26 protein-coding genes are annotated in these 26,078 nt (G+C 60.0%); 6 read left to right on the top strand and 20 right to left on the bottom strand.

Going from position 1 to position 26,078, the window contains the following annotated elements; all coding sequences use genetic code 11:
* Positions 1 to 8 precede the first annotated feature (8 nt).
* From OW493_RS07955 to argC, 13 genes are all read right to left on the bottom strand, one after another.
* Entirely contained in the window at positions 9 to 479 is a 471-nt protein-coding gene (locus OW493_RS07955) for a F0F1 ATP synthase subunit B (RefSeq protein WP_065392628.1), read from the bottom strand.
* Between the two features lie 64 nt (positions 480 to 543).
* The gene (gene atpE / locus OW493_RS07950; protein ID WP_011508579.1) at positions 544 to 792 is read right to left on the bottom strand and encodes a F0F1 ATP synthase subunit C; all 249 of its coding nucleotides are present in this window, start codon (positions 790 to 792) and stop codon (positions 544 to 546) included.
* 100 nt (positions 793 to 892) lie between these two features.
* Positions 893 to 1,756, bottom strand: coding sequence for a F0F1 ATP synthase subunit A (atpB, locus tag OW493_RS07945; RefSeq protein ID WP_077379803.1), 864 nt, complete (start codon positions 1,754 to 1,756; stop codon positions 893 to 895).
* Positions 1,757 to 1,765: 9 nt separating this feature from the next.
* On the bottom strand, positions 1,766 to 2,170 hold the full coding sequence (locus tag OW493_RS07940) for an ATP synthase subunit I (protein WP_077380014.1): 405 nt from the start codon (positions 2,168 to 2,170) through the stop codon (positions 1,766 to 1,768).
* A gap of 392 nt (positions 2,171 to 2,562) precedes the next feature.
* Positions 2,563 to 3,528, bottom strand: coding sequence for a ParB/RepB/Spo0J family partition protein (locus OW493_RS07935; RefSeq protein ID WP_084209564.1), 966 nt, complete (start codon positions 3,526 to 3,528; stop codon positions 2,563 to 2,565).
* A gap of 18 nt (positions 3,529 to 3,546) precedes the next feature.
* Positions 3,547 to 4,314 carry a ParA family protein gene (locus tag OW493_RS07930; protein ID WP_289863787.1) on the bottom strand — a complete coding sequence of 256 codons (768 nt, stop codon included), beginning with the start codon at positions 4,312 to 4,314 and terminating at the stop codon, positions 3,547 to 3,549.
* A gap of 148 nt (positions 4,315 to 4,462) precedes the next feature.
* Positions 4,463 to 5,113 carry a 16S rRNA (guanine(527)-N(7))-methyltransferase RsmG gene (gene rsmG, locus OW493_RS07925; RefSeq protein WP_077379797.1) on the bottom strand — a complete coding sequence of 217 codons (651 nt, stop codon included), beginning with the start codon at positions 5,111 to 5,113 and terminating at the stop codon, positions 4,463 to 4,465.
* Positions 5,110 to 7,032 (bottom strand): tRNA uridine-5-carboxymethylaminomethyl(34) synthesis enzyme MnmG, encoded by a 1,923-nt coding sequence (gene mnmG / locus OW493_RS07920; protein ID WP_077379795.1) that lies wholly within the window; start codon positions 7,030 to 7,032, stop codon positions 5,110 to 5,112. Before mnmG ends, rsmG begins: the two co-directional genes overlap by 4 nt.
* Before the next feature lie 1,390 nt (positions 7,033 to 8,422).
* Positions 8,423 to 9,169: an amino acid ABC transporter ATP-binding protein gene (locus OW493_RS07915; RefSeq protein ID WP_077379793.1), complete on the bottom strand. Its 747-nt coding sequence runs from the start codon at positions 9,167 to 9,169 to the stop codon at positions 8,423 to 8,425.
* Positions 9,170 to 9,263: 94 nt separating this feature from the next.
* A complete protein-coding gene (locus OW493_RS07910; RefSeq protein ID WP_077379791.1) occupies positions 9,264 to 9,935 on the bottom strand; it encodes an amino acid ABC transporter permease in 672 nt (223 codons plus the stop codon).
* 157 nt (positions 9,936 to 10,092) lie between these two features.
* On the bottom strand, positions 10,093 to 10,800 hold the full coding sequence (locus OW493_RS07905; RefSeq protein WP_289863831.1) for a transporter substrate-binding domain-containing protein: 708 nt from the start codon (positions 10,798 to 10,800) through the stop codon (positions 10,093 to 10,095).
* Between the two features lie 260 nt (positions 10,801 to 11,060).
* On the bottom strand, positions 11,061 to 11,414 hold the full coding sequence (gene erpA, locus OW493_RS07900; RefSeq protein ID WP_077379786.1) for an iron-sulfur cluster insertion protein ErpA: 354 nt from the start codon (positions 11,412 to 11,414) through the stop codon (positions 11,061 to 11,063).
* Positions 11,415 to 11,560: 146 nt separating this feature from the next.
* Entirely contained in the window at positions 11,561 to 12,604 is a 1,044-nt protein-coding gene (gene argC, locus OW493_RS07895; protein WP_077379784.1) for an N-acetyl-gamma-glutamyl-phosphate reductase, read from the bottom strand.
* A gap of 254 nt (positions 12,605 to 12,858) precedes the next feature.
* Between argC and OW493_RS07890 the strand changes: the two genes are divergently transcribed.
* From OW493_RS07890 to OW493_RS07865, 6 genes are all read left to right on the top strand, one after another.
* Positions 12,859 to 14,610, top strand: coding sequence for a chloride channel protein (locus OW493_RS07890; protein WP_103751499.1), 1,752 nt, complete (start codon positions 12,859 to 12,861; stop codon positions 14,608 to 14,610).
* A gap of 189 nt (positions 14,611 to 14,799) precedes the next feature.
* Entirely contained in the window at positions 14,800 to 15,231 is a 432-nt protein-coding gene (gene hemJ, locus OW493_RS07885) for a protoporphyrinogen oxidase HemJ (protein ID WP_084209561.1), read from the top strand.
* Positions 15,232 to 15,245: 14 nt separating this feature from the next.
* On the top strand, positions 15,246 to 16,085 hold the full coding sequence (locus tag OW493_RS07880) for a hydroxymethylpyrimidine/phosphomethylpyrimidine kinase (RefSeq protein ID WP_289863786.1): 840 nt from the start codon (positions 15,246 to 15,248) through the stop codon (positions 16,083 to 16,085).
* 251 nt (positions 16,086 to 16,336) lie between these two features.
* Positions 16,337 to 17,629: a glutamate-1-semialdehyde 2,1-aminomutase gene (hemL, locus tag OW493_RS07875; protein ID WP_077379776.1), complete on the top strand. Its 1,293-nt coding sequence runs from the start codon at positions 16,337 to 16,339 to the stop codon at positions 17,627 to 17,629.
* 128 nt (positions 17,630 to 17,757) lie between these two features.
* Positions 17,758 to 19,335: a bifunctional aminoglycoside phosphotransferase/ATP-binding protein gene (locus OW493_RS07870; RefSeq protein WP_240499628.1), complete on the top strand. Its 1,578-nt coding sequence runs from the start codon at positions 17,758 to 17,760 to the stop codon at positions 19,333 to 19,335.
* Positions 19,336 to 19,455: 120 nt separating this feature from the next.
* A complete protein-coding gene (locus OW493_RS07865; protein ID WP_077379774.1) occupies positions 19,456 to 19,866 on the top strand; it encodes a hypothetical protein in 411 nt (136 codons plus the stop codon).
* Positions 19,867 to 20,015: 149 nt separating this feature from the next.
* Here the strand turns inward: OW493_RS07865 and OW493_RS07860 are convergent, their stop codons facing one another.
* From OW493_RS07860 to OW493_RS07830, 7 genes are all read right to left on the bottom strand, one after another.
* On the bottom strand, positions 20,016 to 21,122 hold the full coding sequence (locus tag OW493_RS07860; RefSeq protein WP_084209559.1) for a hypothetical protein: 1,107 nt from the start codon (positions 21,120 to 21,122) through the stop codon (positions 20,016 to 20,018).
* 266 nt (positions 21,123 to 21,388) lie between these two features.
* Positions 21,389 to 21,877 (bottom strand): hypothetical protein, encoded by a 489-nt coding sequence (locus OW493_RS07855; protein WP_136939501.1) that lies wholly within the window; start codon positions 21,875 to 21,877, stop codon positions 21,389 to 21,391.
* Positions 21,878 to 22,233: 356 nt separating this feature from the next.
* Positions 22,234 to 23,070 (bottom strand): CsgG/HfaB family protein, encoded by an 837-nt coding sequence (locus tag OW493_RS07850; RefSeq protein ID WP_077379767.1) that lies wholly within the window; start codon positions 23,068 to 23,070, stop codon positions 22,234 to 22,236.
* 27 nt (positions 23,071 to 23,097) lie between these two features.
* A complete protein-coding gene (locus OW493_RS07845; RefSeq protein WP_077379765.1) occupies positions 23,098 to 23,511 on the bottom strand; it encodes a curli assembly protein CsgF in 414 nt (137 codons plus the stop codon).
* A gap of 78 nt (positions 23,512 to 23,589) precedes the next feature.
* On the bottom strand, positions 23,590 to 24,093 hold the full coding sequence (locus OW493_RS07840; RefSeq protein WP_077379763.1) for a CsgE family curli-type amyloid fiber assembly protein: 504 nt from the start codon (positions 24,091 to 24,093) through the stop codon (positions 23,590 to 23,592).
* 11 nt (positions 24,094 to 24,104) lie between these two features.
* Positions 24,105 to 24,788 carry a LuxR C-terminal-related transcriptional regulator gene (locus tag OW493_RS07835; protein WP_077379761.1) on the bottom strand — a complete coding sequence of 228 codons (684 nt, stop codon included), beginning with the start codon at positions 24,786 to 24,788 and terminating at the stop codon, positions 24,105 to 24,107.
* Positions 24,789 to 25,376: 588 nt separating this feature from the next.
* Positions 25,377 to 26,021 (bottom strand): LuxR C-terminal-related transcriptional regulator, encoded by a 645-nt coding sequence (locus OW493_RS07830; RefSeq protein ID WP_289863785.1) that lies wholly within the window; start codon positions 26,019 to 26,021, stop codon positions 25,377 to 25,379.
* Positions 26,022 to 26,078 lie beyond the last annotated feature (57 nt).

Below are 26,078 nucleotides of genomic sequence, written 5' to 3'. Positions count from 1 at the left end.
CAGTCTCCTCAGAGCTCAGCAGCGAGTTTGTCAATCAGCTCGCGGTGCTTGGCTTCGTCGATGGAGGATTCCAGGATGCGCTCTGCACCGATCACTGCCAGAGATGCGACCTGACCACGGAGCTCGTCCTTGGCCTGGTTGATCTCCTGGGTAATCTCTGCGCGCGCCTGAGCGACCATACGCTCGCCTTCGGCACGGGCAGCTTCACGAGCTTCCTCGATCATCTGGTTGGAACGCTTGTGCGCCTGCTCAATGATGCTTGCTGCTTCTTCCTTGCTTTCCCGCAGTGTCTCGCTGGCTTTTTCCTGCGCCAGTTCGAGGTCACGGGTAGCACGGCTGGCAGCATCCAGACCATCTGCAATCTTCTTCTGACGTTCTGCCAGAGCCTGTGTGACCGGCGGCCAGACATACTTCATGCAGAAGAAAACGAAGACCGCAAAGGCGATGGCCTGACCAATCAGGGTTAAGTTCAGATTCACGCCAGCACCTCTCGCTTCACGATTGTTGGGTCATAAACACGGTTGGCCTGTGGCCAGCCGATGTTTAACCGACAAACGGGTTGGCGAAGGTGAAGAACAGCGCGATACCGACACCGATCATGGTCACGGCATCCAGCAGACCAGCGACGATGAACATCTTGACCTGCAGCTGCGGGATCATTTCCGGCTGACGCGCGGCGCCTTCCAGGAACTTGCCACCGAGGATACCGAAACCGATGGCGGTGCCCAGGGCGCCCAGACCGATCAGCAGGGAGACGGCGATAGCGGTCATGCCAAGAACTTGTGCTTCCATTGTGGAACTCCAGTTTTAGTCAAGTTTAAGTCAAGGGTTGAGGGTGTGAGCAGAGCTCGGAAATCTTGCCCCGCGCCACGAATGGCACGGGGCGGGTACATCAGTGATCTTCGCTGGCCATGCTCAGATAGACGATGGTCAGCATCATGAAGATGAATGCCTGCAAGGTGATGACCAGGATATGGAAGACTGCCCACGGGAAGTGGAGCGGCAGCTGCCAGATACCGACCAGCGAGATCAGAATGAAGATCAACTCGCCTGCATACATGTTACCGAACAGACGCAGCGCCAGAGAGATCGGCTTGGCGATCAGCGTCACGAATTCAAGCAGGAAGTTGACCGGAATCAGCGCGATCTGTGCCAGCTTGTTCGGGGTATTGAACGGGTGCAGCGTCAGTTCGGCCACGAAGCCCTTGAGGCCCTTGACGCGAATGGAGTAGAAGATGATCAGCGCGAACACGGACAGTGACATGCCCAGTGTGGCGTTGATGTCGGTGGACGGTACCACCTTGAAGAACACGTGAGCCGGATCGGCGCCGAACATCTCGCCAACCTTGGCAGCAACGCCCGGCAGCCAGTCGACGGGGACCAGGTCCATCAGGTTCATCAGGAAGATCCAGCAGAAGATCGTCAGCGACAGCGGCGCGATCAAGCGGGAACGACCGTGGAAGGTCTCCTTGACGGACTGATCGACGAACTCGACCATCAGCTCGACGAAGTTCTGCAGACCACTCGGCACGCCGGTGGTCGCGGACTTGGCGACCTTGCGGAACAGGCACAGGAAGATCAGACCCAGCCCGATGGACCAGCCCATGGTGTCCAGATGGATGGCCCAGAAGCCCATGTCGGAGGCTTCCTGGGCACTGTGCGCCATGGACCACCCGTGTTCGGGGTGGTTACCGAACGTCAGATTCTGCAGGTGGTGCTGAATATATTCGGAGGGACTCGGGTTGGTGCCTGCCATTACTCTGCCTCAGGTTCGTGTGTACGGTGTTCGCTTCACCAGCCAGGGGCCCAGCCAGTGAACCGCCATTGCCGCCACGTAAGCGCAAAAAAATAAAGCGGGGTTTGAGGGCGGCACTGCAATGAAGAAGAATGCAAACAATACGGCCGTCAAACCGAACTTACCGGCCTCAGCCTGATAGAAGGCCTTGACCATCGCCTGGGCGTAACGTGCACCCGTCACGCGCAATGAACGCCAGGCAAAGAACAGGTTGGGCAGCAGGCAGACCAGGCCACCACACAGGGCAGACAATGCCGCGCCGCTTCCCTTGCTCACCCAGGACAGGAGTACGGCACACAGAATCACCAGCGCCTGGCCCCAGAGAAGTCGCGCGACCTGAGGGCGTCGCAAGGCAGCGGGTGTCGTCTTGTGCATCGTGAACCTGTCCATCGCAGTGATGACTCTCGCCAATCCCTGTCACTGCGCATCCTGCAGCCGGGGAGCAAACTCGCCGGATTATAGGGGAGCGCCGCATCGCCATCAACCAAACTGCCGGCTAAATTCCTTGATCTTTCGCAAGCTTACGACCAAAGCCTCACCATCTTGCGTGAAACAGATGACAGTTGGCTTACGTTGACAGTCGCTTGCGATGCAGGCGACGTAGGGTTGCGCCTATCACAACCCGCCGTCAAGACGATCTTGCCGCTCCGGTCAGAGAAACGCACTTCATGGCCCTGCGACAATGCGTCACAGGGCCACGAAAACGACCAGAGAAGCACGGAAAGGCTCGATGTCAGCCGATCACCTGCACCGAAGGCACGCCATGCCTAGTGGATATGACCGAGAATGCCATCCAGCTCATCCAGGCTGGTATAGGAGATGGTGACCTTGCCCTTGCCGCTCTTGCCATGACGGATATTGACCGCCGCCCCCAACTGCTCTGACAGCCGGGTCTCCAGGCGCTGGATGTCCGCATCTGGCCTGGGTGCGGAAGGCTTGGTCTGCTCCCCTTTCTGCACGCTTTTCACCAGCGCTTCCGTCTGGCGCACGGTCAGCTCACGCTCGACCACCTCATGAGCCAGCTTGCGCTGACGTGCAGGACTGAGCCCGATCAGGGTACGGGCATGGCCCATGTCCAGCTCACCGCGTTCCAGCAGTGTCTGCACTTCCTGGTCCAGCGTCAGCAGACGCAACAGGTTGGCCACTTGCGCACGTGAGCGACCGACGGCATCCCCGACCTGCTGCTGAGTCAGTTCGAACTCGTCGAGCAGGCGCTTGAGCGCCATGGCCTCTTCGACCGGATTGAGATTCTCGCGCTGGATGTTCTCGATCAGCGCCAGAGCCAGCGCGATCTCGTCACTGATGCCTTCCCGGATGACGGCCGGAATGGTGTCCAGCTCCGCCAGCTGGGACGCCCGCCACCGCCGTTCACCCGCGATGATCTCGTAACGTCCTTCCGCGATGGGCCGCACCACGATGGGCTGCATGACCCCCTGGGCGCGAATGGAATCCGCCAGTTCTTCCAGCGCTTCCGGCTGGATGTCACGCCGCGGCTGGTACTTGCCACGTTGCAACTGCCCCAGTGGCAGGCGCTCGAGGCGCTCGCCGGACAGCACGGCTGCCTCGGCCCCGGTATCCGTCGCACCACCAGCGGCATTCCCGCCGTCGGGCGACAAGGCGTCAGTCGTGGCCGCCGGCAGGGCGCCTTCGGCATCAGATTCGGCATGGCGGCGGCGATTGCCAGCGCCGATCAGGGCATCCAGGCCCCTTCCCAGGGCACGCTTACGCGTCATGGACCTTCCTCGGTGAAGTTACAGCGAGAGACGACGAATCAATTCCTTGGCGAGCACGCGATAGGCCTGGCTGCCACGCGACAGACGCGCGTACTTGGTGACCGGCAGACCATGGCTCGGCGCTTCGGCCACCCGCACGTTGCGTGGAATGGTGGCCTTGATCAGGGTATCGCCAAAGTAATCGGAAAGTTGCTTGCTGACATCGCGGGTCAGACTGTTGCGGGCGTCGTACATGGTGCGCACGATCCCGAACACGTCGAGGGCCGGATTCACGTTGCCCTGTATCTGCTCGACGGTATCCAGCAGCGCTGACAGGCCTTCCAGAGCATAGAACTCGCACTGAAGGGGAATCAGGACACCATGGGCGGCGGTCAGGGCATTGACGGTCAGCATGTTGAGCGAGGGCGGGCAGTCGATCAGCACCACGTCGTATTCCGAGGCGATCGGGGCGAGTGCCTCGGCAAGACGCCGCTCGCGCCCTTCGACATCCAGCAGGTCGACTTCGGCGGCCGTGAGATCGCCATTGCCCGGCAACAGGGCATAGCCGGCATCCGGGCAGTCGAGAATCACGTCGCTGGCCCGCAGTTCACCCAGCAGCACGTCCAGCACGCTGCCTTCCAGGTCATGCTTGTCGATGCCACTGCCCATGGTGGCGTGGCCCTGGGGGTCGAGGTCGATCAGCAATATGCGGCGATCGAGCGCCGCCAGCGAAGCGGCGAGATTGACGGCTGTCGTGGTCTTGCCGACACCACCTTTCTGGTTGGTCAGCGCGATGATCTTGGTCACGAGCGACTTCCTTGGTTCCTTGAGAAGCGGGGCCTTTGGCACCAGCCGCATGCTCACGAGGGCAGATCATGGATCTGCCCTCCCAGAGCCTCAGGCTGCCTGCCTTTTGCGCCCGGCACAATCCCTGCACGCGCCGCGAGACGAGCGGTCAGTCGCGTTTCAAGCGCAGAAGGTGACGTTCACCTTCTTCTCCCGGGACACACAGTCTGAGCGTCTCGACCAGCGAGACACCCGCCGGCAACCGTGCGATCTCGTCATTGGGGATGCGACCTTTCATCGCCAGCCATTCGCCGCCTTCTGCCAGTACGGCGCCTGACAGATTGACGAAGGCGTCAGTATCGGCGAAGGCCCGCGAGATGATCTGCTCGAAGGGCGCGCCATCATAGGCTTCGATACGCACCTGAGTCGGGCTCAGGTTGTTCAGGCCCAGCTCGTGGCCGGCCTGAATCTGGAAACGCACCTTCTTGCCATTGGAATCCAGCGGTACGACAGCGATGTCGGGACGCATGATCGCGATCACGAGACTCGGCAGGCCCGGGCCGGCACCGACGTCCAGCAGGCGTGGCCCGCTGATGTGGGGCAGCACGCTGAGGCTATCCAGCAGATGGCGCGTCACCATCGCCTCCGGCTCACGTACCGCGGTGAGGTTATAGGCGCGATTCCACTTGTGCAACAGCACCAGCAGCGTCATCAGCTGCGCATGCTGCTCATCACTCAGCGCCACTCCCATGGCGCTGGCACCGCGACTGAGCAACTGGGCGCAACGCGCACGCTGCGTCTCGTTGAGCGTCTGACTCATTGCGCGACTCCCGTGTCAGCCGTATCGGTATCTGCTGGAGTCTCCGCCTTGATCAACTGCCGTTTCTTCAAGTGAATCAACAGGATGGAAACCGCTGCTGGCGTGACACCGGAAATGCGGCCTGCTTGGGCAAGCGTCGCCGGGCGCGCTTCATTGAGCTTCTGCTTGATCTCGTTGGACAGGCCATCGACGGAGTCGTAATCGAGACTGGCCGGCAATTCGGTGTGCTCATGACGACGCAGGCGGTCGATCTCTTCCTGCTGACGCTGGATGTAGCCCGCGTACTTGGCGGTGATCTGCACCTGCTCGGCGATGCGCCAGTCGTCGACTCCTTCCCCTTTCAGGCCTGCCACATCCGGATACTCGAGCTCCGGACGCTTGAGCAGCTCCATCAGGCTGGCTTCACGCTTGAGCGGTGAGCTGAGCTTGTCGCTCAGCGGGGCCAGCTCCGGGCTCTTCGGCGTCAGCCAGGTGCTTTGCAGACGAGCGGTCTCGCGCTCGATCGCTTCGCGCTTCTGTTCGAACGCCGCCCAGCGCGCGTCATCGATCAAGCCGAGTTCGCGGCCCTTGGCAGTCAGACGCAGATCCGCATTGTCCTCGCGCAGCAGCAGACGATATTCGGCACGTGAGGTGAACATGCGATACGGCTCGCGAGTGCCGAGGGTGATCAGGTCATCGACCATCACGCCGGTGTAGGCCTCGTCGCGCAGTGGATGCCAGGCCTCGTCGTCAGTGGCGCGCAAGGCGGCGTTGACGCCTGCCAGCAGGCCCTGGGCACCGGCTTCTTCATAGCCGGTGGTGCCGTTGATCTGACCGGCGAAGTACAGATTCTTGATGAAACGCGTCTCCAGGGAGTGATGCAGATCCTGGGGATTGAAGAAATCGTATTCGATGGCGTAGCCGGGACGCGTGATGTGCGCGTTTTCCATGCCACGAATCGAGCGTACCACCTCGAGCTGCGTATCGAAGGGCAGCGAGGTGGAGATGCCATTGGGGTACAGCTCGTGGGTATTCAGGCCTTCCGGCTCGATGAAGACCTGGTGGCTGTTCTTGTCGGCGAAGCGATGCACCTTGTCCTCGATGGACGGGCAGTAACGCGGCCCGATGCCATCGATGACGCCGGAGTACATCGGCGAGCGATCGAGATTGGCGAAGATGATCTCGTGAGTGCGCTCGTTGGTATGCGTGATGAAGCAGTTGACCTGCTCCGGATGCATTTCCCGACTGCCCATGTAGGACATCACCGGGCGCGGTGCGTCACCCGGCTGAGCTTCCATCTTGCTGAAATCGACGCTCTTGGCATCGATGCGCGGCGGGGTACCGGTCTTGAGCCGATCAACCCGGAATGGCAGCTCGCGCAGACGTGACGCCAGGCCATTGGCGGGCGGATCCCCGGCACGTCCACCGGCATGGTGATCCAGGCCGATATGAATCACGCCACCGAGGAAGGTCCCGGTCGCCAGCACCACCGTGGTGGCGTGGAAACGGATGCCGGTCTGGGTGACGACACCCCGTACGGTCTCGCCTTCGACGATCAGGTCTTCCGCACCCTGCTGGAACAGCGTCAGGTTCGGCTGGTTCTCCAGCACGTTGCGAATCGCCGCCTTGTACAGCGCCCGGTCGGCCTGTGCTCGAGTGGCACGTACCGCCGGGCCCTTGCGGGCATTCAGCGTGCGGAACTGGATACCCGCCATGTCGGTTGCCAGGCCCATGGCACCGCCCAGCGCATCGATCTCCTTGACCAGATGGCTCTTGCCGATCCCACCGATGGCGGGATTGCAGGACATCTGCCCCAGGGTCTCGATGTTATGGGTCAGCAGCAGGGTCTGACGGCCCATGCGGGCAGCCGCCAGTGCGGCTTCCGTACCGGCATGACCGCCGCCGATGACGATCACGTCAAAGCGGTTCGGGTAATCCACGTTGGCACCTCGGGGTATCACGAAACTTGGATGAAGCGCTGTTCGCATGGTGGCGAATCAGGCAAATCGGCCAGACACGACGATGACTCGATGTCTGGATGAATCCGGGACTGACGAACGTCATGGCGAAGACAAGGCGCCGCAGACGGCATGAGCTCGACCCGATGGGGAGCCTGCAAGCCAATCGAATGACGTTCGGGCCGCACAGTATAAACCGCCTGTGGGTAAGCGTCAGGAGTTTTCCACAGTGCCATGGCAGGACGTGCCATGCAGTGGACTCGCGGATGTTTCTCTCAGGGCATCAATCACGACAGTGAGTCGAGCCCGTGTCGAGTGTGTGTGGCGTAGGGGATTTTCCCGAGGACTGGGTCGGATCGTCTTGCCGTTCGTTATCCCGAACACCTCGGGAAGTGAGCTTCCTCGAACCCGGTCTTTCGGGGTGTCCGAACGTCCTTCGGGTTTCCGGATAACAAGATTATATAAAAAAAAGAAAAAGGGGTTCTGTTGATGTTGTAACTACTGTTGTGGACAAAATCAGTGGGAAATCGACTTTATTTCTTAAAAATCAGTATCTTACGATGTTGATATAGTTGGGGAGAAAATGCGTGCTACCTGAGGACGCCACCGGTGGCTTCCTGTGGATGAAACACCGCCTTGTCCACAAGCCCAGTTATCCTCGTTTTCATACCGTGCTGGTACCGGACTTTTCTGCCCTGCTGTGCACAAGTGGCCAGTTTACCCACAACCCCTAGTGCTGCAAGGGCTAACGTACAGAAGGCCGCGGATGATGCCGCAAAATGTCCACAGAGGCAAATCGTCTTCACCTCGACACGCCAACTCTGTAGATAGTACGGGGATAAGCCGTGAGTGGATGGCTACGCTGCCCAGCAGTGGTGCCCTGAGAGATACGATGATACTGCTGTGGATAGTTGTTGGCGTGATTGAGGCTTGCATACCGGTGCCTGGCCGGCCAGACGACTCATGGGCTGATATCAGGCGTGTGTTATCACCAGCCACGGCCCCTTGCAGGCGATGTCTCGAGCGCCTTTCGCGTCAGGACATGCGGTGTGAAAGACGGGTCCTTCGGCGACTGATGAAGTGAATCGAGAGCCACAGCGAGGCTGGGGGCGTGACGTGAGAGGCAGCCAAGGCGGGGCGAATCATCTGATTTCATTGCATGAAAAAAGCGCGAAATCGTCAGTCGAGATCGAAAAACTTCATTTCGAATGCCAGAAATCCCGTCATTCGGGCCACAACAGACACGTCTATCGCCAGGTGATGCTCTGGACTGGCCAGGAATTGCCTCTTCACTGCGTGGCATTCGGGCAAAAAAAAGCCCCGACCTGACGGTCGGGGCTTGGCCTCTCTCAAGAGGTGGTAGCGGGGGGAGTCAGTGCTTGAGGACGCGTGCCAGGAAGCTCTGGGTGCGCGGATGACGAGGGGTGTCGAAGACCTCGCTCGGAGTGCCTTCCTCGACGATGCTGCCCTGGTGGACGAAGACGACGCGATCCGCGACTTCACGCGCGAAGCTCATCTCATGCGTGACGATCATCATCGTCATGCCGTCGCGTGCCAGCTCACGCATCACGTCCAGCACCTCCCCGATCATCTCGGGGTCCAGTGCGGAGGTGGGCTCATCGAACAGCATCAAGCGGGGTTCCATCGCCAGTGAGCGGGCGATGGCGACGCGTTGCTGCTGGCCGCCTGACAGCTGGCCGGGGTACTTGTCGGCCTGCTCGAGAATATTGACCCGCTCGAGCAGCGTGTCGGCCTGTCGCTCGGCGGTCGCCCGGTCACTGCCGCGCACCTTGATGGGGGCCAGGCTGACGTTGTCACGTACCTTCATGTGCGGAAAGAGATTGAACTGCTGGAAGACCATGCCGACTTCGGTGCGAATCGTCTTCAGCGCTCGGTGGCTCTTGCCGTGGGGGATCAAGGACTGTCCGTCCACTTCGATGCTGCCGCCCTGGAACTCCTCGAGGCCATTCACGCAGCGGATCAGCGTCGACTTGCCGGAACCACTGGCGCCGATGATCACCACCACTTCCCCCTGGGCGACCTCGAGATCGATGTCCTTGAGCACATGCAGGCTGCCGAAGTGCTTGTTGATCTTTTGCATGTTCACGATGGCGGTCATCAGGCGCTCCTGGCCGGCGCGAAGGGCTGGCTGATCGGGAAAGAGGAAGAGGGTGTCAGCGCGGTTGTCGCCTGGTGGGAAAGCACGGTAGAGATCATTGGCCCACCAGTCCGCGACGCTCCAGCATCCGTAGCCCGAAGGACAGGCTCAGCGTGATGACGAGGTAGAGCATGGCGACCATGAAGTAGGTTTCCAGCGCGTTGAAGGTGGTGGCAATGTAGATCTGGCCCTGACGGACCAGCTCACCGACACCGATCACCGAGAACAGCGAGGTGTCCTTGATGGACACGATCCCCTGATTGCCGAGCGCCGGGATCATGCGACGCAGTGCCTGTGGCCAGATGATGTAGCGGAAGGTCTGGGGGGTGGAAAGGCCCAGTGACAGTCCGGCCTCGCGTTGCCCGCGGGCGATGGACTGCACGCCACCACGCACGATCTCGGAGATATAGGCCGCGGAATTGAGCGCGATGGCAGCGATACCGGCGGTCAGGGCATCGATGGGACCCCCGATGATCTGCGGCAGACCATAGAAGATGAACAGGACCTGCACCAGCACGGGCGTGCCGCGGAAGATCTCGATGTAGGCGGTGGCGACCCAGCGCAGTATCCGGCTGGGGGAGAGGCTCAGCAGGCCGAACAGGATGCCGAGCACGAAGCCGATGGCCAGGCCACCGAAGGAAATGGCGAGGGTCCAGGGGATCCCCTCGAGCAGGTACGGCACGGAGGAAATCGCCGCCTGCCAGTCAAACTGGAATTGAACGTCCACGTGGGGCTCCTTGGCACCATCATCTCGCGCCTCAGGACATGGTGAGGGGGAGCTCGTCAGGACAGACGCCACGGCCATTGGCATGCCGTGGCGTCCGGATGGCAGAAATCATGGTTCGTGGTGAAGAAGGCGTCAGAGAACTCTGGCGAGGATGGCGTTATTCGCTGTCGCTCGGCAGGGCGCCGAACCACTTCTGATAGATCTCGGCGTAGCTGCCATCGGACTTCATCTCGGCCAGTGCCTTGTTGGCGGCGTCGGTCCACTCACTGCCCTCGGTGAAGGCGATGCCGTACTGCTGACCTTCATAGAGCGGGCCCACTGTCTTCACGCGACCGTTGCCCTTGGTCTTGGCGAAGTAGCCGACATTGGGAGCGTCATAGAAGACGGCATCGACGCTGCCGGACATCAGTGCCATGTACATGTCGGCGCTGCCGGGATAGGGCGTGATGGTGGAGTCTTCCAGATTGGCGGTGAGGTAGTCATAGCTGGTGGAGCCGATCTTGGTGCCGATCTTCTTGCCTTCCAGCCCCTCGAAGCCCTCGATGTCGCCATTGTTGGCCGCGGTCAGGATCCGCAGGCCGGAGTCGTAATAAGGGTCGGTGAAGTCGACGATCTTCTCGCGGGCCTCGGTGATGGTGATGCCGGCGATGGCGACATCGACGCTGCCGGTCTGTACGGCCGGGATGATGCCATTGAAGTCCATGGTCTTGAGGTCGATATCGAAACCGGCGCGCTCACCGATGGCGTTGAGGATGTCGATATCGAAGCCGACCATCTTGCCGCTTTCCTGATCGAGCATCTCGAAAGGCACGAAGCTCGGGTCAGTCGCGGCCTTGAGGGTGACGGCATGGGCGGCACTGGCCATCAGGGTGGCGGCCGCGAGACCGGACAGCGAGGCCAGCAGGTGGGATCTACGCATTTTACATGCCTCTTTATATTTAGATTTTAGGATGTAGTGCGTTTTTAGAGTGACGAGAGCACAAGATCCCGTCAAGTCTGCGAGCGCCGCCGTGCGGCGGGTTGGCATTCGCAACCTGCTGAGATGGCGAAAAAAAATCGCCCCCTATCGGAAACCGATAGGGGGCGATCAGGTGGCGGCATCGCGCCGGATGTCATGCTGCGCCGTCAGACCATGAAGGACGAACCACAGCCACAGGTGCTGGTGGCATTCGGGTTCTGGATCAGGAAACGCGCCCCGGCCAGACCTTCCTCGTAGTCGATCGTCGAGCCGACCAGATACTGGTAGGACAGCGGGTCGATCACGACCGCGGCTTCGCCCAGCTCGACCACGGTGTCGTCCTCAGCCATGTCGGTGGCGATATCGAAACCGTACTGGAAGCCGGAACAACCACCGCCAGTGACGTAGACCCTGAGACGCAGCTCCGGGTTGGCTTCTTCCGCGCGCAGCGCAGCGATCCGGGCCTTGGCGCTCTCGGATAGATACAGCGGCGTGGGGATGAAGCTTTGTGCTTCGCTCATGCGGGCCTCCTCGAAGGAGTCGGAGGCCGGGCGCTGAAAACAGCGCCCGGCACGGTATAGAGAACGGAATGCTGCCTATTATCCCTATATCCGAGCAAAAGGGTCAACTTTGTCTGACGTGCTGCCTTGCTGGCGACGCTGGCGGCTCAGGGCATCATCGCCGGCGCCCCGATGCCGGTCATCTCATCCAGGCCGAACATCAGGTTGAGGTTCTGGATGGCCTGACCTGATGCGCCCTTGACCAGATTGTCGATCACCGACAGCACGACCAGGGTGTCGCCATTGCCCGGACGATGCAGGGCGATGCGGCACAGGTTGGTGCCACGCACGCTGCGCGTCTCCGGATGGCTGCCCAGCGGCATGACATCGACGGCGGGGTGATCGGCGTAACGCTGCTCGAACAGCGCCTGCAGATCTTCCAGCGTACCGCTGAAGCCGCTCAGGCGCGGATAGAGAGTGGAGTGGATGCCACGGATCATCGGCGTCAGGTGCGGGACGAAGGTGAGGCCGACCGCGCTGCCTGCTGCCATGTCCAGCCCCTGGGTGATTTCCGGCAGGTGACGGTGACCGGAGGCGCCGTAGGCCTTCATGGATTCGCCGGCTTCACACAGCAGCGAGCCGACCTTGGCACCGCGACCGGCCCCGGAAACGGCGGACTTGCAGTCGGCGATGATGTTGTCGGTCTCGATCAGGCCGGCTTCCAGCAGCGGAATGAGTCCCAGTTGCACGGAGGTCGGGTAGCAGCCCGGCACCGCGATCAGACGGGCTTCACGGATGGCGTCGCGATTGACTTCCGGCAGGCCGTAGACGGCTTCGCCGAGCAGTTCCGGTGCACCATGCGGCTGGCCATACCATTCGGCCCAGACGTCGGCGTCCTTGATGCGGAAGTCCGCGGACAGGTCGATCACACGAGTGCCACGGGCCAGAAGGTCGCCGGCCAGCGCATGAGCGACGCCATGCGGCGTGGCGAAGAACACGGCGTCACAGGCTGCCAGCACCTCGGCATCCGGCTCGCTGAACGCGAGGGTGTCATAGTGGCCGCGCAGATTGGGGTACATCTCGTCGACACGCACGCCCTTCTCGCTGCGTGAGGTGATCACGGTCACTTCCACCTGCGGGTGGCTGGCCAGCAACCTGAGGAGCTCCACTCCGGTGTAACCGGTGCCGCCGACGATACCTACCTTGATCATGCTGCCTCCCCGCTTTCGAGCGGTGTCCTGTTGATACGAATGTGACTCGTGTGTCCGGCTTGCTGATGCGACCTTTTGCGGCCTGTGCGCGAGACAGGCGTTGCGCCATGCTGTGCCGAGGTTGTCGGATTGTGCACGGTCGCGACGGTGCGCAATCGATATGATACACAGGTGTCAGGCGGGCAGTAATGTGCTGCCGACATGGATGTTCATCGTCATCGTCAGTGCCTTTCAAGGAGTCGTGAGTGTCACGCCTGTCGCGCCCGCATCTGCCTCGTCCCAGTCTCGACAATTTCCGGCGCAAGCTGGCGGCGGTCGATGCCCTTCCCCAGCTGTGTCTGCTGGGACTGATCGCTGGCCTGCTGACCGGCTCGTTGATGGTCGGTTTCCGACTGTTGCTGAGCGCGGGGGCACTCGGCTTCATGCCGGATGACAGCCCGGAAAACTTCGAGGGCCTGGCGCCCTGGGTGCGCGCGTCATTGCCCTTGCTGGCCGTGCTGGTGATCGGCATCGTGCTCGGTCGTCAGCATCCTGCTCAGCGCAAGCTTGGCATCGGTCATGTCATCGAACGCCTGACCTACCATCAGGGCAAGATGCCGCTGCGTGCCTGGCTCAACCAGATCGTGGTCGGGGTCGTGAGCGTGCTGGGTGGCCTGTCCGCCGGACGTGAAGGACCGGCCATCCACCTCGGGGCTGGCGCTTCCAGCTGGGTCGGGGAGCGTCTCAAGCTGCCCAACAACAGTCTGCGAGTGCTGGTTGCCTGTGGCACGGCAGCGGGAATTTCCGCCTCATTCAATACGCCGATCGCCGGTGTCATCTTCGCCATGGAAGTGGTGATGATGGAGTACACCCTGACAGGCTTCATGCCGGTGATTCTGGCTTCGACCGCGGGTGCGGTCGTCTCGCAGCTCGTCTATGGCGCCGAACCGGCGTTCGCGGTGCCTTCTCTGCTATTGCACTCGCTGCTGGATCTCCCCTGGGTCGTGATCACGGCACTGGTGATCGGGCTGCTGGCGGGAGGTTTCGTTCACCTGGCCCGGCAGCAGGAGCGTGCCGCGCGTCTGACATGGTCAGGACGGATGGCACTGGTGGGGCTCTCGACGGCCGCCGTGGCCTGGTGGTACCCGCAGGTGCAGGGAATCGGCTATGACAGCCTCGCCCAGCTGCTCGACGGTCAGCTGGCGCTGGATGTGCTGCTGGCGCTGGTCATCGGCAAGCTGATGCTGTCGGCGATATGCGTCGCCTGTGGAGTGCCCATCGGCATCATCGGCCCCGTCGTGGTGGCCGGTGCTGCCGCGGGTGCCCTGATGGGCATGCTGGGCGGCTGGATCTTGCCGGACCAGGCCTCGGACATCGCGCTCTACGCCCTGCTCGGCATGGCGGCGATGATGGGGGCAGTGCTTCAGGCTCCGCTGGCGGCGCTGATGGCACTGCTCGAACTGACGCATTCTCCCAATATCATCCTGCCCGGCATGCTGGCCGTGGTAGTGGCGGGGCTGACCTGCCGCCAGCTGTGCCATTGCCAGGGATTCTTCATCTCGACGCTGACGGCGCAGGGCTTGCACCCGCTTCAGCAACCCTTGATGCAGGCGCTTTCCCGAGTCGCGGTGCCGGCGGTGATGGAGCGCTCCGTGGTCAGCGTGCCGCGGCGCATCACTCGTGAGCGTGCCCGCGCCCTGCTCGAGAGCAAGCCTGTCTGGCTGGTGGTCACGCGTTCGACGCCGGAAAAGCCGATGGTGGCGCTGCCGGCGGCGGATCTGGTGAGGGTGTTGATGGATGAGCACTGGCGAGAGCAGGAAGCGCTCGACCTGCTCGAGATTCCAGCCCAGCGTCTGGATCTCGCCCCGATCCATCTGCAGGCAACGCTGTCGGAAGCCTATGAGCGGCTGCTGCCGAGTAATGTCGATGCGCTCTATGTGGAGCACACCACGGCCCCGATGATTCGCAAGATTTCAGGTATCATCACGCGTGATGCAATAGAGAGCTACTATCGATACAAGCCGTGAAAGGGGCGATCTCGACCCGAGCGTGGTTCAGGTCGTCGGTATCGGCGCTCGACATCCGGCAGGGCTTCGGGATGTGACCGGATACCGCATGTGCCCGGCGCTGCGAACATGGCACCTTGTCGGCCTGTCGAGTTGAGTGACACTGCCCCTTTCCTTGTATCTTCCGCCCCTGACTGACGGAGTTTCCCCATGTATCTGTGGATCAAGGCGTTCCATCTGATTGCCGTGGTGTGCTGGTTTGCCGCCCTGTTCTATCTTCCGCGTCTTTACGTCTATCACGCCCAGGCGCGTGATGCCGGCGACATCAAGGCCATCGAGTACTTCAAGACCATGGAGCGCAAGCTCTACCGCGGCATCATGATGCCGTCGATGATCGCGACCCTGGTGCTGGGCATCTGGCTGCTGGCACTGGTGCCGAGCTTCATGAGCATGGGCTGGATGCACCTCAAGCTGGCCATGGTCGTGCTGCTGGTCGGCTATCACCATGCCTGTGGGCTGTACCTGAAGCAGTTCGCTGCCGATACCTGCAAGCGAACCTCACGCTACTTCCGCTTCTTCAATGAAGTGCCGGTACTGATGCTGGTGGTGATCGTCATCTGCGTCATCGTCAAACCGTTCTGAGAGCCAGCGCTGCCATGACTGAGTGCCCAGCAAGACTGCCCTGTGTTCTGGTGCTGGCGGGCCATGATCCCAGCGGCGGCGCGGGTCTGATCGCCGACAGTGAGGCGATTCGGGCCGGTGGTGGCTGGGCGCTGACGGTGCCGACGGCGCTGACGGTACAGAATTCCTGCAATGTCAGCGCCGTGATCCCACAGTCGGGCGAGTCGATTCTGGCGATGGCACATGCCCTGCTCGATGATTTTCGGCCTCGGGCGCTCAAGATCGGGCTTCTCGCCAGTCACGAAGCGCTGATGGCGACGGTCACGCTGATCGATGAACTTCGCCAGCACTGGCCCGGGCTTCCGGTGGTATGGGACCCGGTGCTCAAGGCCGGCGGAGGTCATGAGCTCTCCAGTGAAGCGCTGATCCAGCAGGCGCGCGAAACGCTGCTGGCGCGGGTGGATGTCATCACGCCCAATCGTGGCGAGCTTGCGCGTCTGGCAGCCTGTCCTGCGGGTGCCGGCGAGAATGAGCTCGCCGAGCGCTTGCTGATGGAAGGTGCAGGCGCCGTGCTGGTCACCGGGACTGACCCCCTGGATCACGATGACGCCTCGCTCTCTGAGCCATCCGTCACCCATCGTCTCTATCGTCGCGAGCATCGCAGGCTGTCTCTGGACTGTCCGCGGCTGCCGGGCAGCTTCCATGGCAGTGGCTGCACTCTCGCCTCGCATCTGGCCGTGCGCCTGGCTCGTGGCATGTCGCTGGAACCGGCATGGCGTGAGGCACAGCAGGCGACCTGGCAGAGTCTGGTCGCTGGCCGGGAGCGCGAGCTCAAAGGCCTTGCGCCCGGAGCCCAGCAGCTGCCCTGGCGCTAGCGGTCCTGCTCCTTTCATGCCGGCTTCCAGGCACTGCCGCGGCTGCATCCTGCCCGTGAGTCGCGTTAAGCTGTCGCCATCAAGCGCATCAGGTTATCCACAACGGCTGATGTCTCGCGGCTGGGTGCTCCCATCCTCGGCAGTTGTGGATAACGCGATGTCTCGTTTATCCACACCGTCTTGAGTCATCAACGACTCTTTCCCATTTTTCGCGGCCGTCGTGCCGCACCGTGTCCCTCAAGAGGTATGTCATGACCACGTCCGCTGCCCAGTTCGAACGCGCCAGCCGTCACATTCCCGGTGGCGTCAATTCGCCGGTTCGCGCCTTCAAGGGACTGCATCGTCCGCCGGTGTTCATCGATCATGCCAAGGCCGCCTATCTCTTCGATGTCGAAGACAAGCGCTATATCGATTACGTCGGTTCCTGGGGACCGATGATCACCGGCCATGCCGATGAAGACGTGCTCAACGCCGTGCGTGAGCGACTCGAGAGCGGTCTGTCCTTCGGTGCGCCCACCGAGATCGAATCCGAGATGGCCGAGCTGATCTGCGAGATGCTGCCAAGTCTCGACATGGTGCGCATGACCAACTCCGGCACCGAAGCCACCATGTCGGCGATCCGCCTGGCGCGTGGTTTCACCGGTCGCGACAAGATCGTCAAGTTCGAAGGCAACTACCATGGCCACTCGGACTCGCTGCTGGTCAAGGCCGGCTCAGGTGCATTGACCCATGGCGAGCCCAGCTCCCCGGGCGTGCCGGCCTCGCTCGCCGAGCACACCATCACGCTGGACTACAACGATGCCGAAGGTGTGCGTCGCTGCTTCGCCGAGCTGGGTGATCAGATCGCCTGCATCATCGTGGAGCCGGTGGCCGGCAACATGAATTGCATTCCGCCGGTGCCGGGCTTCCTGGAGAGCCTGCGTGAAGTGTGTGATGCCCATGGCAGCGTGCTGATCCTCGATGAGGTGATGACGGGCTTCCGTGTCGCGCTGGGTGGCGCTCAGGCGCATTACAACATCACGCCGGACCTGACCTGCCTGGGCAAGATCGTCGGCGGCGGCATGCCGGTGGGCGCCTTCGGTGGCAAGCGCGAGATCATGCATCATCTCTCGCCGCTGGGCCCCGTCTACCAGGCGGGCACCCTGGCCGGCAATCCGCTGGCGATGGCTGCCGGGGTCGCGCTGCTGCGCAAGCTCCAGGCACCGGGCTTCCATGCCGAGCTGACCCGCAAGGTCGAGATGCTGTGTGACGGCCTGGAGAGTCGTGCCAAGGCCGCCGGCATCGCCGCGATCACCCAGCGGGCAGGTGGCATGTTCGGACTGTTCTTCACGGATCAGTCCGCGGTCACCGATTTCCAGTCCGCCACGCGTTGTCGCCAGGAAGACTTCGCGACCTTCTTCAACGGCATGCTGGCAGAGGGAGTCTATCTGGCGCCGTCAGCCTATGAGGCAGGTTTCATGTCCGCCGCCCACAGCGACGAGGATATCCAGGCCACTCTGGAGGCTGCCGAGCGCGTCTTTGCGCAGATGGCAGCCTCGGCCTGAGTCGGTCAGACGGTAGAAGCCGGTATCGACCCGCTCGGCAGGCTGCCGGGCGGGCCGCCATCCGGTACACTTGCCGCCAACGATAGCGATTGCGCTAATGACCCTATAGCCAGCTTGCCTTAGCGGAGATGACCTTGAGCCAGGCCCTGATTCGAGCCCTTCACACCGCCGATTGCTTCGATCACCCCGTGAAGGATATCGAAGTGCACGAGACGCACATCTCGTGGATCGTGCTGACCGGCGACTACGCCTACAAGATCAAGAAGCCGCTGGATTTCGGCAGCTTCCTGGATTTCTCCACGCTGGAGCGTCGCAAGCACCTGTGTGAACAGGAGGTGCGCCTCAATCGCCGTCTGGCACCGACGCTCTATCTGGATACCGTGCCGATTTCCGGTACGCCGGAGGCGCCACGCATCAATGATGAGAGTGCCGTCTTCGAGTATGCGGTGAAGATGCGTCAGTTCTCCAACCGGCACCTGTTCAGCGCCTTGCAGGCCAGCGGTGAGCTGTCGCTGGAGCTGCTGGACGACCTGGTCGATCAGCTGGTGGCCTTCCACGAGCAGGCTGAACGCATCCAGGGTGACAGTGATCTTGGCAGCCCGCAGATGGTCAGCCGTACCATCGACAATGAGTTCACGTTGATTCGTCCGCGCCTCGAAGAGGAGGCTGCGCTCAAGCGTCTGGCGCTGTTGCAGGAGTGGACGGAAGAGACCTTCCAGCGTCTCCAACCGGAATTCGAGCGTCGTTGGCAGGAAGGCTTCGTGCGCGAGACCCATGGCGACATCCATCTGGGCAACGCCGTACGTCACGAAGGCCGAGCCTTGCTCTTTGATGGTATCGAGTTCAATGAAGAGCTGCGCTGGAACGATGTCGGCTGTGATCTGGCCTTCCTGGTGATGGATCTGGAAGCCCGCGATGAGCCGGCCTTCGCCCATCACGCCCTGAATCGTTACCTGGAGCTTTCGGGTGATTACTCGCTGGTGCGTCTGCTGCCGTACTACAAGATCTATCGCGCGCTGATTCGGGCCAAGGTCGCGATGATTCGCTATCACCAGCCGGAGTTGAGTGACGCGGATCGCCTCGACGTGATGGCGGAGTATGAGCGCTATATCGAGCTGGCGGAGCGCTACAGCGAGATCCGCTTCCCGTACATGATCATCGGCGTGGGGGTCTCCGGTAGCGGCAAGAGTCGCTTCACCGAAGAAATGGTGCGTGAGCTGGGGGGTGTACGCATCCGCAGCGATGTCGAGCGCAAGCGTCTGTATGGCTTTGCCGCGGATGCCGACACCGGCTCGGGTCTCAATGGTGGCATCTATACGCCGCAGGCGACGCATGCGACCTACGAGCGGCTGTCGAATCTGTCAGCCACCCTGCTGGAATCGGGAATCCCCGTCTGCATCGATGCCACCTGCCTGAAGAAATCACAGCGTGATCGTCTGCGTCACGAGGCAGAAGCCCGTGGCCTGCCCGTGCTGATGATCAGCTTCGAGGCCGATGAGGAGACGCTGCGCAGGCGCATCGTCAAGCGCAGTCAGCGTAGTGGCGAGGCGTCCGAGGCGGGGCTTGAGGTGCTGGACAAGCAATTGGCCAATCGTGAGCCGTTCGCTCCTGAGGAGCATGGTCAACTGATCCATATCGACACGACAGCGCCCAACGCTAACGTAACGTTGGCACGCTTGATCCGCGAGCAGCTTAGACTGCACTGAGCCCAACGACATGCTGAAAGGAGCATGGCGAGTGATCGTCATGCTCCTTTCATTTTTGGCAAATGCTTGCACGAATCCCCGATCTGCATTTGAGAACTCTGCATCAGATAAGGAAATACCATGCGTCATAATCTTGCACCTACCGCTGCCGTCGCCATCAGCCTTGCACTGCTCGCCGGTTGCTCAAGTCAGCCTTCCACGGCGGATCTGATGCGGGGGCAGGCAGAGGAAGCCAAGGCTGTCGCCCAGGTGCGCGATCAACTGGCCGACCAGTGGGAAGAGGGCAAATCACTGGTCGCGGCAGGTGAGAAACAGATCGTCAGTGGTGAAGATCTCGTCGATGACGGAGAAGCCAATATTCGCAAGGGCCAGGCCTTGATCGAAAAGGGCAACAAGCAGATCAAGAAAGGCAAGGGCCGTATCACCAGTGGCAACAAGCAGGTCGCCCAGGGTCGCAAGATGGTGGATGAGAGCCTCTCGACCTATCGCCAGTCTTTCCCGGAACAGTCCGTGACACTGGAAAAGAAGTAACCCGCCATCGCGATAATCATTTCGCAGCTGATACTGGAAGGCCGCTGACATTCGTGTCGGCGGCCTTTTCCTTTGATGGCATCACCAGAGCTTAAAAATGAAAAACCCCGCTTGCGCGGGGTTCTGTAAGACATCTTGGCTGGGCGTGATCAGTACTGCATCACGCTCGCCACGTTGCCACCGCCGGTCTGGGTCACGCTGGCGGTGTTCATCGCACCGGACTGCACGACGTGAGCACGGTTGGCGACGAAGCTCAGGATGCCACCTGCCTGCTGAAGGACTTCGGAGCTGTGGCCAGAGCCAGTCTGTTGGACGCGGGCGTGATCGTTGTAGCCAGTCTGGGTGATCAGAGAGTCACTGTTGGTACCACCTTGCTCGACGATGGCGTAGTTGGAATATCCGCTCTGACTGTTGATGGCCAGATTCTCGCTTCCCGTCTGGCTGATGTCGGAGTACTGCAGCATGTCTGACTGAGTCACCCGCGCAGTGTTGTTCGCATTGCTCTGATTGACGAGCGAGTCATGGGAGCTGCCGTCCTGAGTGACTCGTGCGACTTGATTTGCACCGGCCTGGGTGACGGTTGAATCGATACGTGAGCCGGTCTGGGTCACGACGGCAAGGCCCAGTTCACCGGTCTGTGAAACCGTGGAGTTGTTGAAGCGTCCTTCCTGAGTGACACGTGCACGGTTGTACTCACCGGTCTGCATCACATCCGAGGCGTGCTGGTAGCCGGTCTGGGACACCCGGGCAATCGCATAACTGCCTTGCTGAGTGGCCATGGAATCATTGAATACCCCTGTCTGTGTCACGACCAGAGTATTTTCACGCCCTGCCGGCGAGCCGCTGGCACCCTGCCAGGATTCAGAGTGGTTGGCAAAACCATCCTGGGTGACGCGGGTGAGGTGCTTGTAGCTCTTCTGGTTCAGGTCAACAGAATTGTAGGCACCCGTCTGATTGACGATACCGGTGTTGGTGCTGCTGTACTGCTGTGATTTTACCTTGTTGGCACCCCCCAGCTGATTGACGCGAATCGTATGATTGACGCCGTTCTGATAGGTGTTGGCCTTGTTGAAAGCCCCTGTCTGGTCAATATCACTGTCATGTGAGCTGTTGAGCGAGCCGCCATCTCGAGACGTCTGACCTACCTTGGCCTTGTTCATGAAGCCGGTCTGGTCGACATCCGACGTGTTGTTGTCTGCCATGGCGTGAGAAGAGATGGCGATGGCAGCAGCGAGAAGGCTGATTTGAATCTTCATGGTAAGTTCCCTTGTATTGATATTGGTGTCTTCTGTTTTTTATTATGTATTACGTGTGATGCGTCCCCATGGCATGACGGAGATCATGCCGATACTGCTCGGTTGGCGCCGTACTTCAGCGCCGTGATGTCAGAGGTTGGTGATGTCATCAGTCCAGCGTTGAAGGTGACATTCCCATTGAATTCGATGCCTTTTTTTCCGGCGTTTTATTCTCGTCTGTTCATTTTCAGCGCATGCACTCGAGAGCGTGATGAACTCAATCAGGTTCATTGTTGAATGACCTGGACCTGCATACGGCCGCGTGCATGCTGGATGATGCTGACGGGCACCTGACTGCTGCCCTGTTGAAGCAGCATCGCGCCTCCCCCCAGTCCGGTCTGCTGAATCAGCGCGGACTGGGAGATGCCCTGTTGCGCGATCAAGGCATCATGACCCTGTCCTTGCTGGAGTATGTTTGCCTCATTCAGGGTGCCATCTTGCAGGATATAGGCACTGTTTCCGCTTCCCTGCTGCACACTGATCGCCGTATTCATGACGCCTTGCTGGGCGATCATCGAGACGTTGGCCAATCCATGTTGAGAGAGAGTTGCCTCATTGCGGAAGCCATACTGAGCAATGTCGGCGACGGAGCGGGATGACTCCAGTTCTGAACGGATCGCCAGGTCGCCCGCCATGGCAAGCAAGCTGAAGGTGGAAGCTGCGAATAATAATCCTGCCTGAGATAATCTCTGTCGCGGCTTGCTATCCAGACTCATGGTATCGACCTGTTTTGATCACGTTACTGATGGACTTACTATTGATCTTTACAGGAGCTGGTGCCATCAGCTGTTTTGAGGGTTATGAGAGTGAGAAGAGACTGTCTTTTATCGTCAATCTTGAGGAGGGAGTTAGTGAGTAATAATGGTGTCATTCCCAACAGAATGATGAGGTGGCTCGCTTCGCGAAGACTCAGACTATTAATACTTCAGAAATTCACTTTAATCTCATGTAATGTCAGGTGTTGTTTTTCTCAATCGTATCAATATGTTCAATGATATATAAAAAAGGCACCCTATAGAGGGTGCCTTTCATTACAGAAGAGCCAGCCGGATGTCGAGTGTCTTCGCTCGCGTTACAGCATTGGCGTGGGCGCCTGGAGATAACTCATCAGTTCCGACTTCTGCATGTCCGCCGGGTCTGCCAAGGCCCATAGCTGGCGCTCCACCCCTTGAGCAATCAGGTGAATGACAGCGGCCTCGATGGCCGACATCACGGCTAGCTGGACTGGCTCATTGTTGGTATAGCCTGTCTCCATTTCCAGCAATCGACTGAAATCGATGAAGCGATAGACGCCCGCTCGAAGCTCGCGAGAGTAGATCGTCTTGCTGGTATTGACGTTGGCGATGACCTGGCCGGTGGTGATATCCACTGCGCGCAGATTCACGGTCACCTGGTCGACCTGATACTGACCCGATGCCCCGATACCGAAGTACTCTGCCCCAGAGCCACCTGTCCTGACATTGGAATCAAAGGCGATGATGCCGCCTTCGAAAAGCAGGTTGGCTGCCTGCAATGCCTCAATATCCCCCTGGCCGGTTCTCTCCAGATTGGCCCGGATGATCTTGCGTTCCGTGAGCAGGTTCTGCAGGCCGACACGCTCCAGAGGAATGAACCAGCCGGAGTCGGAGAGAGCGGCACTCAGCATGGCCGCCCCTCCCTGGGTCACTGCCGTGGAGAAGGTACTGGCCGGAGCCGGTCGGTACTGGCCTGTCTGGTCCCGGAAATCGTAGATGGCGACGGGAATTCGCCCGGCTGGTGGCGGGAGATTGATCAGATCGTTGTAGGTGGTGGTTCTTGGCATCAAGGTGCTGGGCATCCCTGCCAGCCCCTCGGTATGCGCCACCATGGGAGCACAGCCCGCAAGCGCCAGGCCGGTCACGGCCATCAGCGAGGTAAGCATCTTCTTCATTCGCGATACCCTTCATCAGAAGTCGTGTCAGAACGCATTGCCTGAGGTGCCAAGATTGATGACGGTCGTTTCTCCGGTCGCACGATCCAGCACCTGCATGGAGAAACCGCCATTGCCGTTACTGACGACCTCGACACGCAACTGGGCGCTGTCGATCACGCTGGTACGGCCTGGCTCACTGGTATCGACGGCATCGGTGATGGCGTCGGAGACCAGGCTGTTGCGAAGGTCACTGATGAAGAGTTCTGTCTCTGAAAGACTGTCGAACGAGTAGGCATCGGGATCCTCATGGGTATCCTGTGCCTGGGCCTTGCTGAGCAGATAGCTGCCATTGAGAGGGTTGCCGCCGAAACTTGGATTGACGGGCTGATAGATGAGTTCGCCGGCATATAGCGGCATCGCCGATAACAGCAACGACACCGCGAGTGTCTGATGCTTCATGATGTTCCCCTGTTCCCTTGCACATTGTCAGGGTCTTCGTGATCGAAGCCCTTTTATTATGGATTCAACCTGTGCTTTTCAGAATTCATCGCCCGCCATGTCCGGATCGTCCTGGAGTGCTTCCAGCACCTTGCGACGCAGGAACTGGTTGGAGACGGTGGTAACGGCTGAGCTTGCGTAGAGGTCGACGTCATTCACTCTCGGGGGCAGGGTCGCCTCATAGAGAACGGTATTGCCCTCCGTGATCCAGATGAGGCTGCCCCAGCGTGCCGAAGGACGCTCGTGAATACTCAGAGAGGTGTTTCTCAGGGCTGGACTATCAAGGCGTTGCTGGCTGAATTGACGATAGAAGGTCTTGCCGATCATCGTCATGGTGCGATCTATCATCACTCCGTTCAGGCCATCACTGAGTCTGGCGCGAGGCCGCTGGATGGCGACCCCATCGTGGCCATCCGCCCGGGCCCCGCTGCCTTCGCTGGCAACCGAGACTTCTGGTTTCACCGCCTCCGGCGCTGATTGCGCGGAGGCATGCGACATCAGGGAAAGTGCCAGTCCCCATGCAAAGGCATGGTGGACAACCATGCCTGCGGCGCTCACGACATCTGTGCTCGACGAGCGATACGCGGTGTACGTGATACCGGCATGGCAAGGTTCTGGCGAGCCCAGTTCATGGCCTGGATGCGATTGTGCACCTTGATCTTGCGGAAGATGTTGTAGAGGTGTGACTTGACCGTATGTTCGCTGACGAACAGCTGGTCTGCTATCTCGGTATTGGAGGCACCCGTGCCCAGCAGGCCGATGATCTCTACCTCGCGCTGCGTCAGACCGCAGACGGGGCGATAGGCGTTCAGCTGCTGACGACGGTAGAAGTCCAGCAAGCGAGTCATCAGCGGGCGGGACATCCACATGTCGCCTTCCAGCAATTTCGCGATTCCCTTGCTGATCAGCGACAGACTGTCCTGACGATAGAAGACACCCTGCAGGTGCGTGCTGACCAGCAGGCTTGCGGCCTCTTCCTCATCACTGATGTTGATCGCTGCCAGCTCGGCACTGGCATCCTGACTGGCATCAGCATCCCAGCGTTGCATCGTGGTCTCGTCGACGTGGTCGGTATCGAGAAGCACGATCGTCCTGTCTGCCTGCCCTGGGGTGTAATCCTCGTCGGGGCTTGCGGAAGCCACCTGACACTCAAGCTGCTGGCGAATGTAATCCATGAACAGCGCTGACTGCGGATTGCAGTCAGTCACCAGCAGCACCATTGCATTCCCTGTAATCATGGTGCGAGACCTCTGAGTTGTCTTACCGATTTTCTTGGCGGAGCCATTGCGAAAGTGGTTGGAGATGTTGCTGTGACGAGTGGCACTCCTCTGCGTCGGGCATTACGCATCGGGCACCCCTTTATATTTGCCTGATAGGCACGATAAGGCAACCTATATTCAGCACTTGCTAAACTATTAGATTTGTTATTGCTAAATTTGATATGGCGGATTCTGGAAAATAACAACGAAAACAGCACCTAATCCATGATAGGGGTATCTGTCGCCTGACCTTCATCCTGGTGAGTGCAATAAAAACCAGACCATTGCGCTTTTAGGGTTAGGGCTTCTGTTGGTACGAAGGTACCACAAGTCTGGTACCTTCGTGCATCGCTTCCATATCGTTGTGTAATAGGCCTTGTCTTTTTGTAACTGAAGGGTGCGGCCGTGACTGAAAAGCGACGCACTCTGCCAGGATTTCAGAACTAGATCACTCGAATGGAGTGCTTACTACCTGCAAGAGCCCTGCAGGAGTGCTGGTAGTCACTGTGTGATGCGTCGGTCTGGCCTACGCCAGTCGCTCGTATCAGATCGCCCCGAATTTCAGGTTTACGGGTTCGGTGAGCGATGGGGGGCGTGCTGCGGGAGGTAGAGATTGAGATGCTCGTGCGCCCATTCGATGGCCTGATGCCGGTTGTGAACCCTGATTTTACGAAAGATATTATATAAATGAGACTTTACCGTGTGCTGACTGAGGTTCAAACGTTGAGCAATATCGACATTACTCTGTCGAGTGGCGATAAGGGATAATATTTCCAGTTCCCTTTGCGTCAATCCCATGACAGGTTGGAAGGCGATCTGTTGTTGTTGACGATAATGACGAATCAGCGATTGCATCAGTTTTCGCGATAACCATATCTCCTCGTCCAGCATCGCCTTTATACCCTGACTTATCTGAGAAAGATTATCATGTCGGTAGAAGATGCCGTTCAAGGGAACATGCAAAAGCAGGGCGATGGCAGCGTCCTCATGCTCGACATTGAATGCGGCTGACCTGGAAAGCGAGCTCCAGTGGGTCATCTTCGCCAGGTCGCATTGTGCGCTGTCGATCAGCACCAGATTCGGCGTGGCAGGCGTGGCGGCCTCCCTGTCGCAGGCTTCCACGGAGCATTGAAGCTGTTCATGCAGATAATCGACAAACAGCTCAGTCTGTGGAGACAAGGCGGTCACGAACAGGACTTTGGTCGTTTGCATGGGGCACTCCTGCCGTGGTGTCAGAACCTGATGGAACGGTGACAGACCGAAGGATGT

Source organism: Cobetia sp. 14N.309.X.WAT.E.A4 (assembly GCF_030397495.1).
GTDB classification, from domain to species: Bacteria; Pseudomonadota; Gammaproteobacteria; order Pseudomonadales; family Halomonadaceae; genus Cobetia; species Cobetia marina.
The sequence above is the reverse complement of the archived record's forward strand: the minus strand, read 5'-3'. Positions and strand labels throughout refer to the sequence as shown.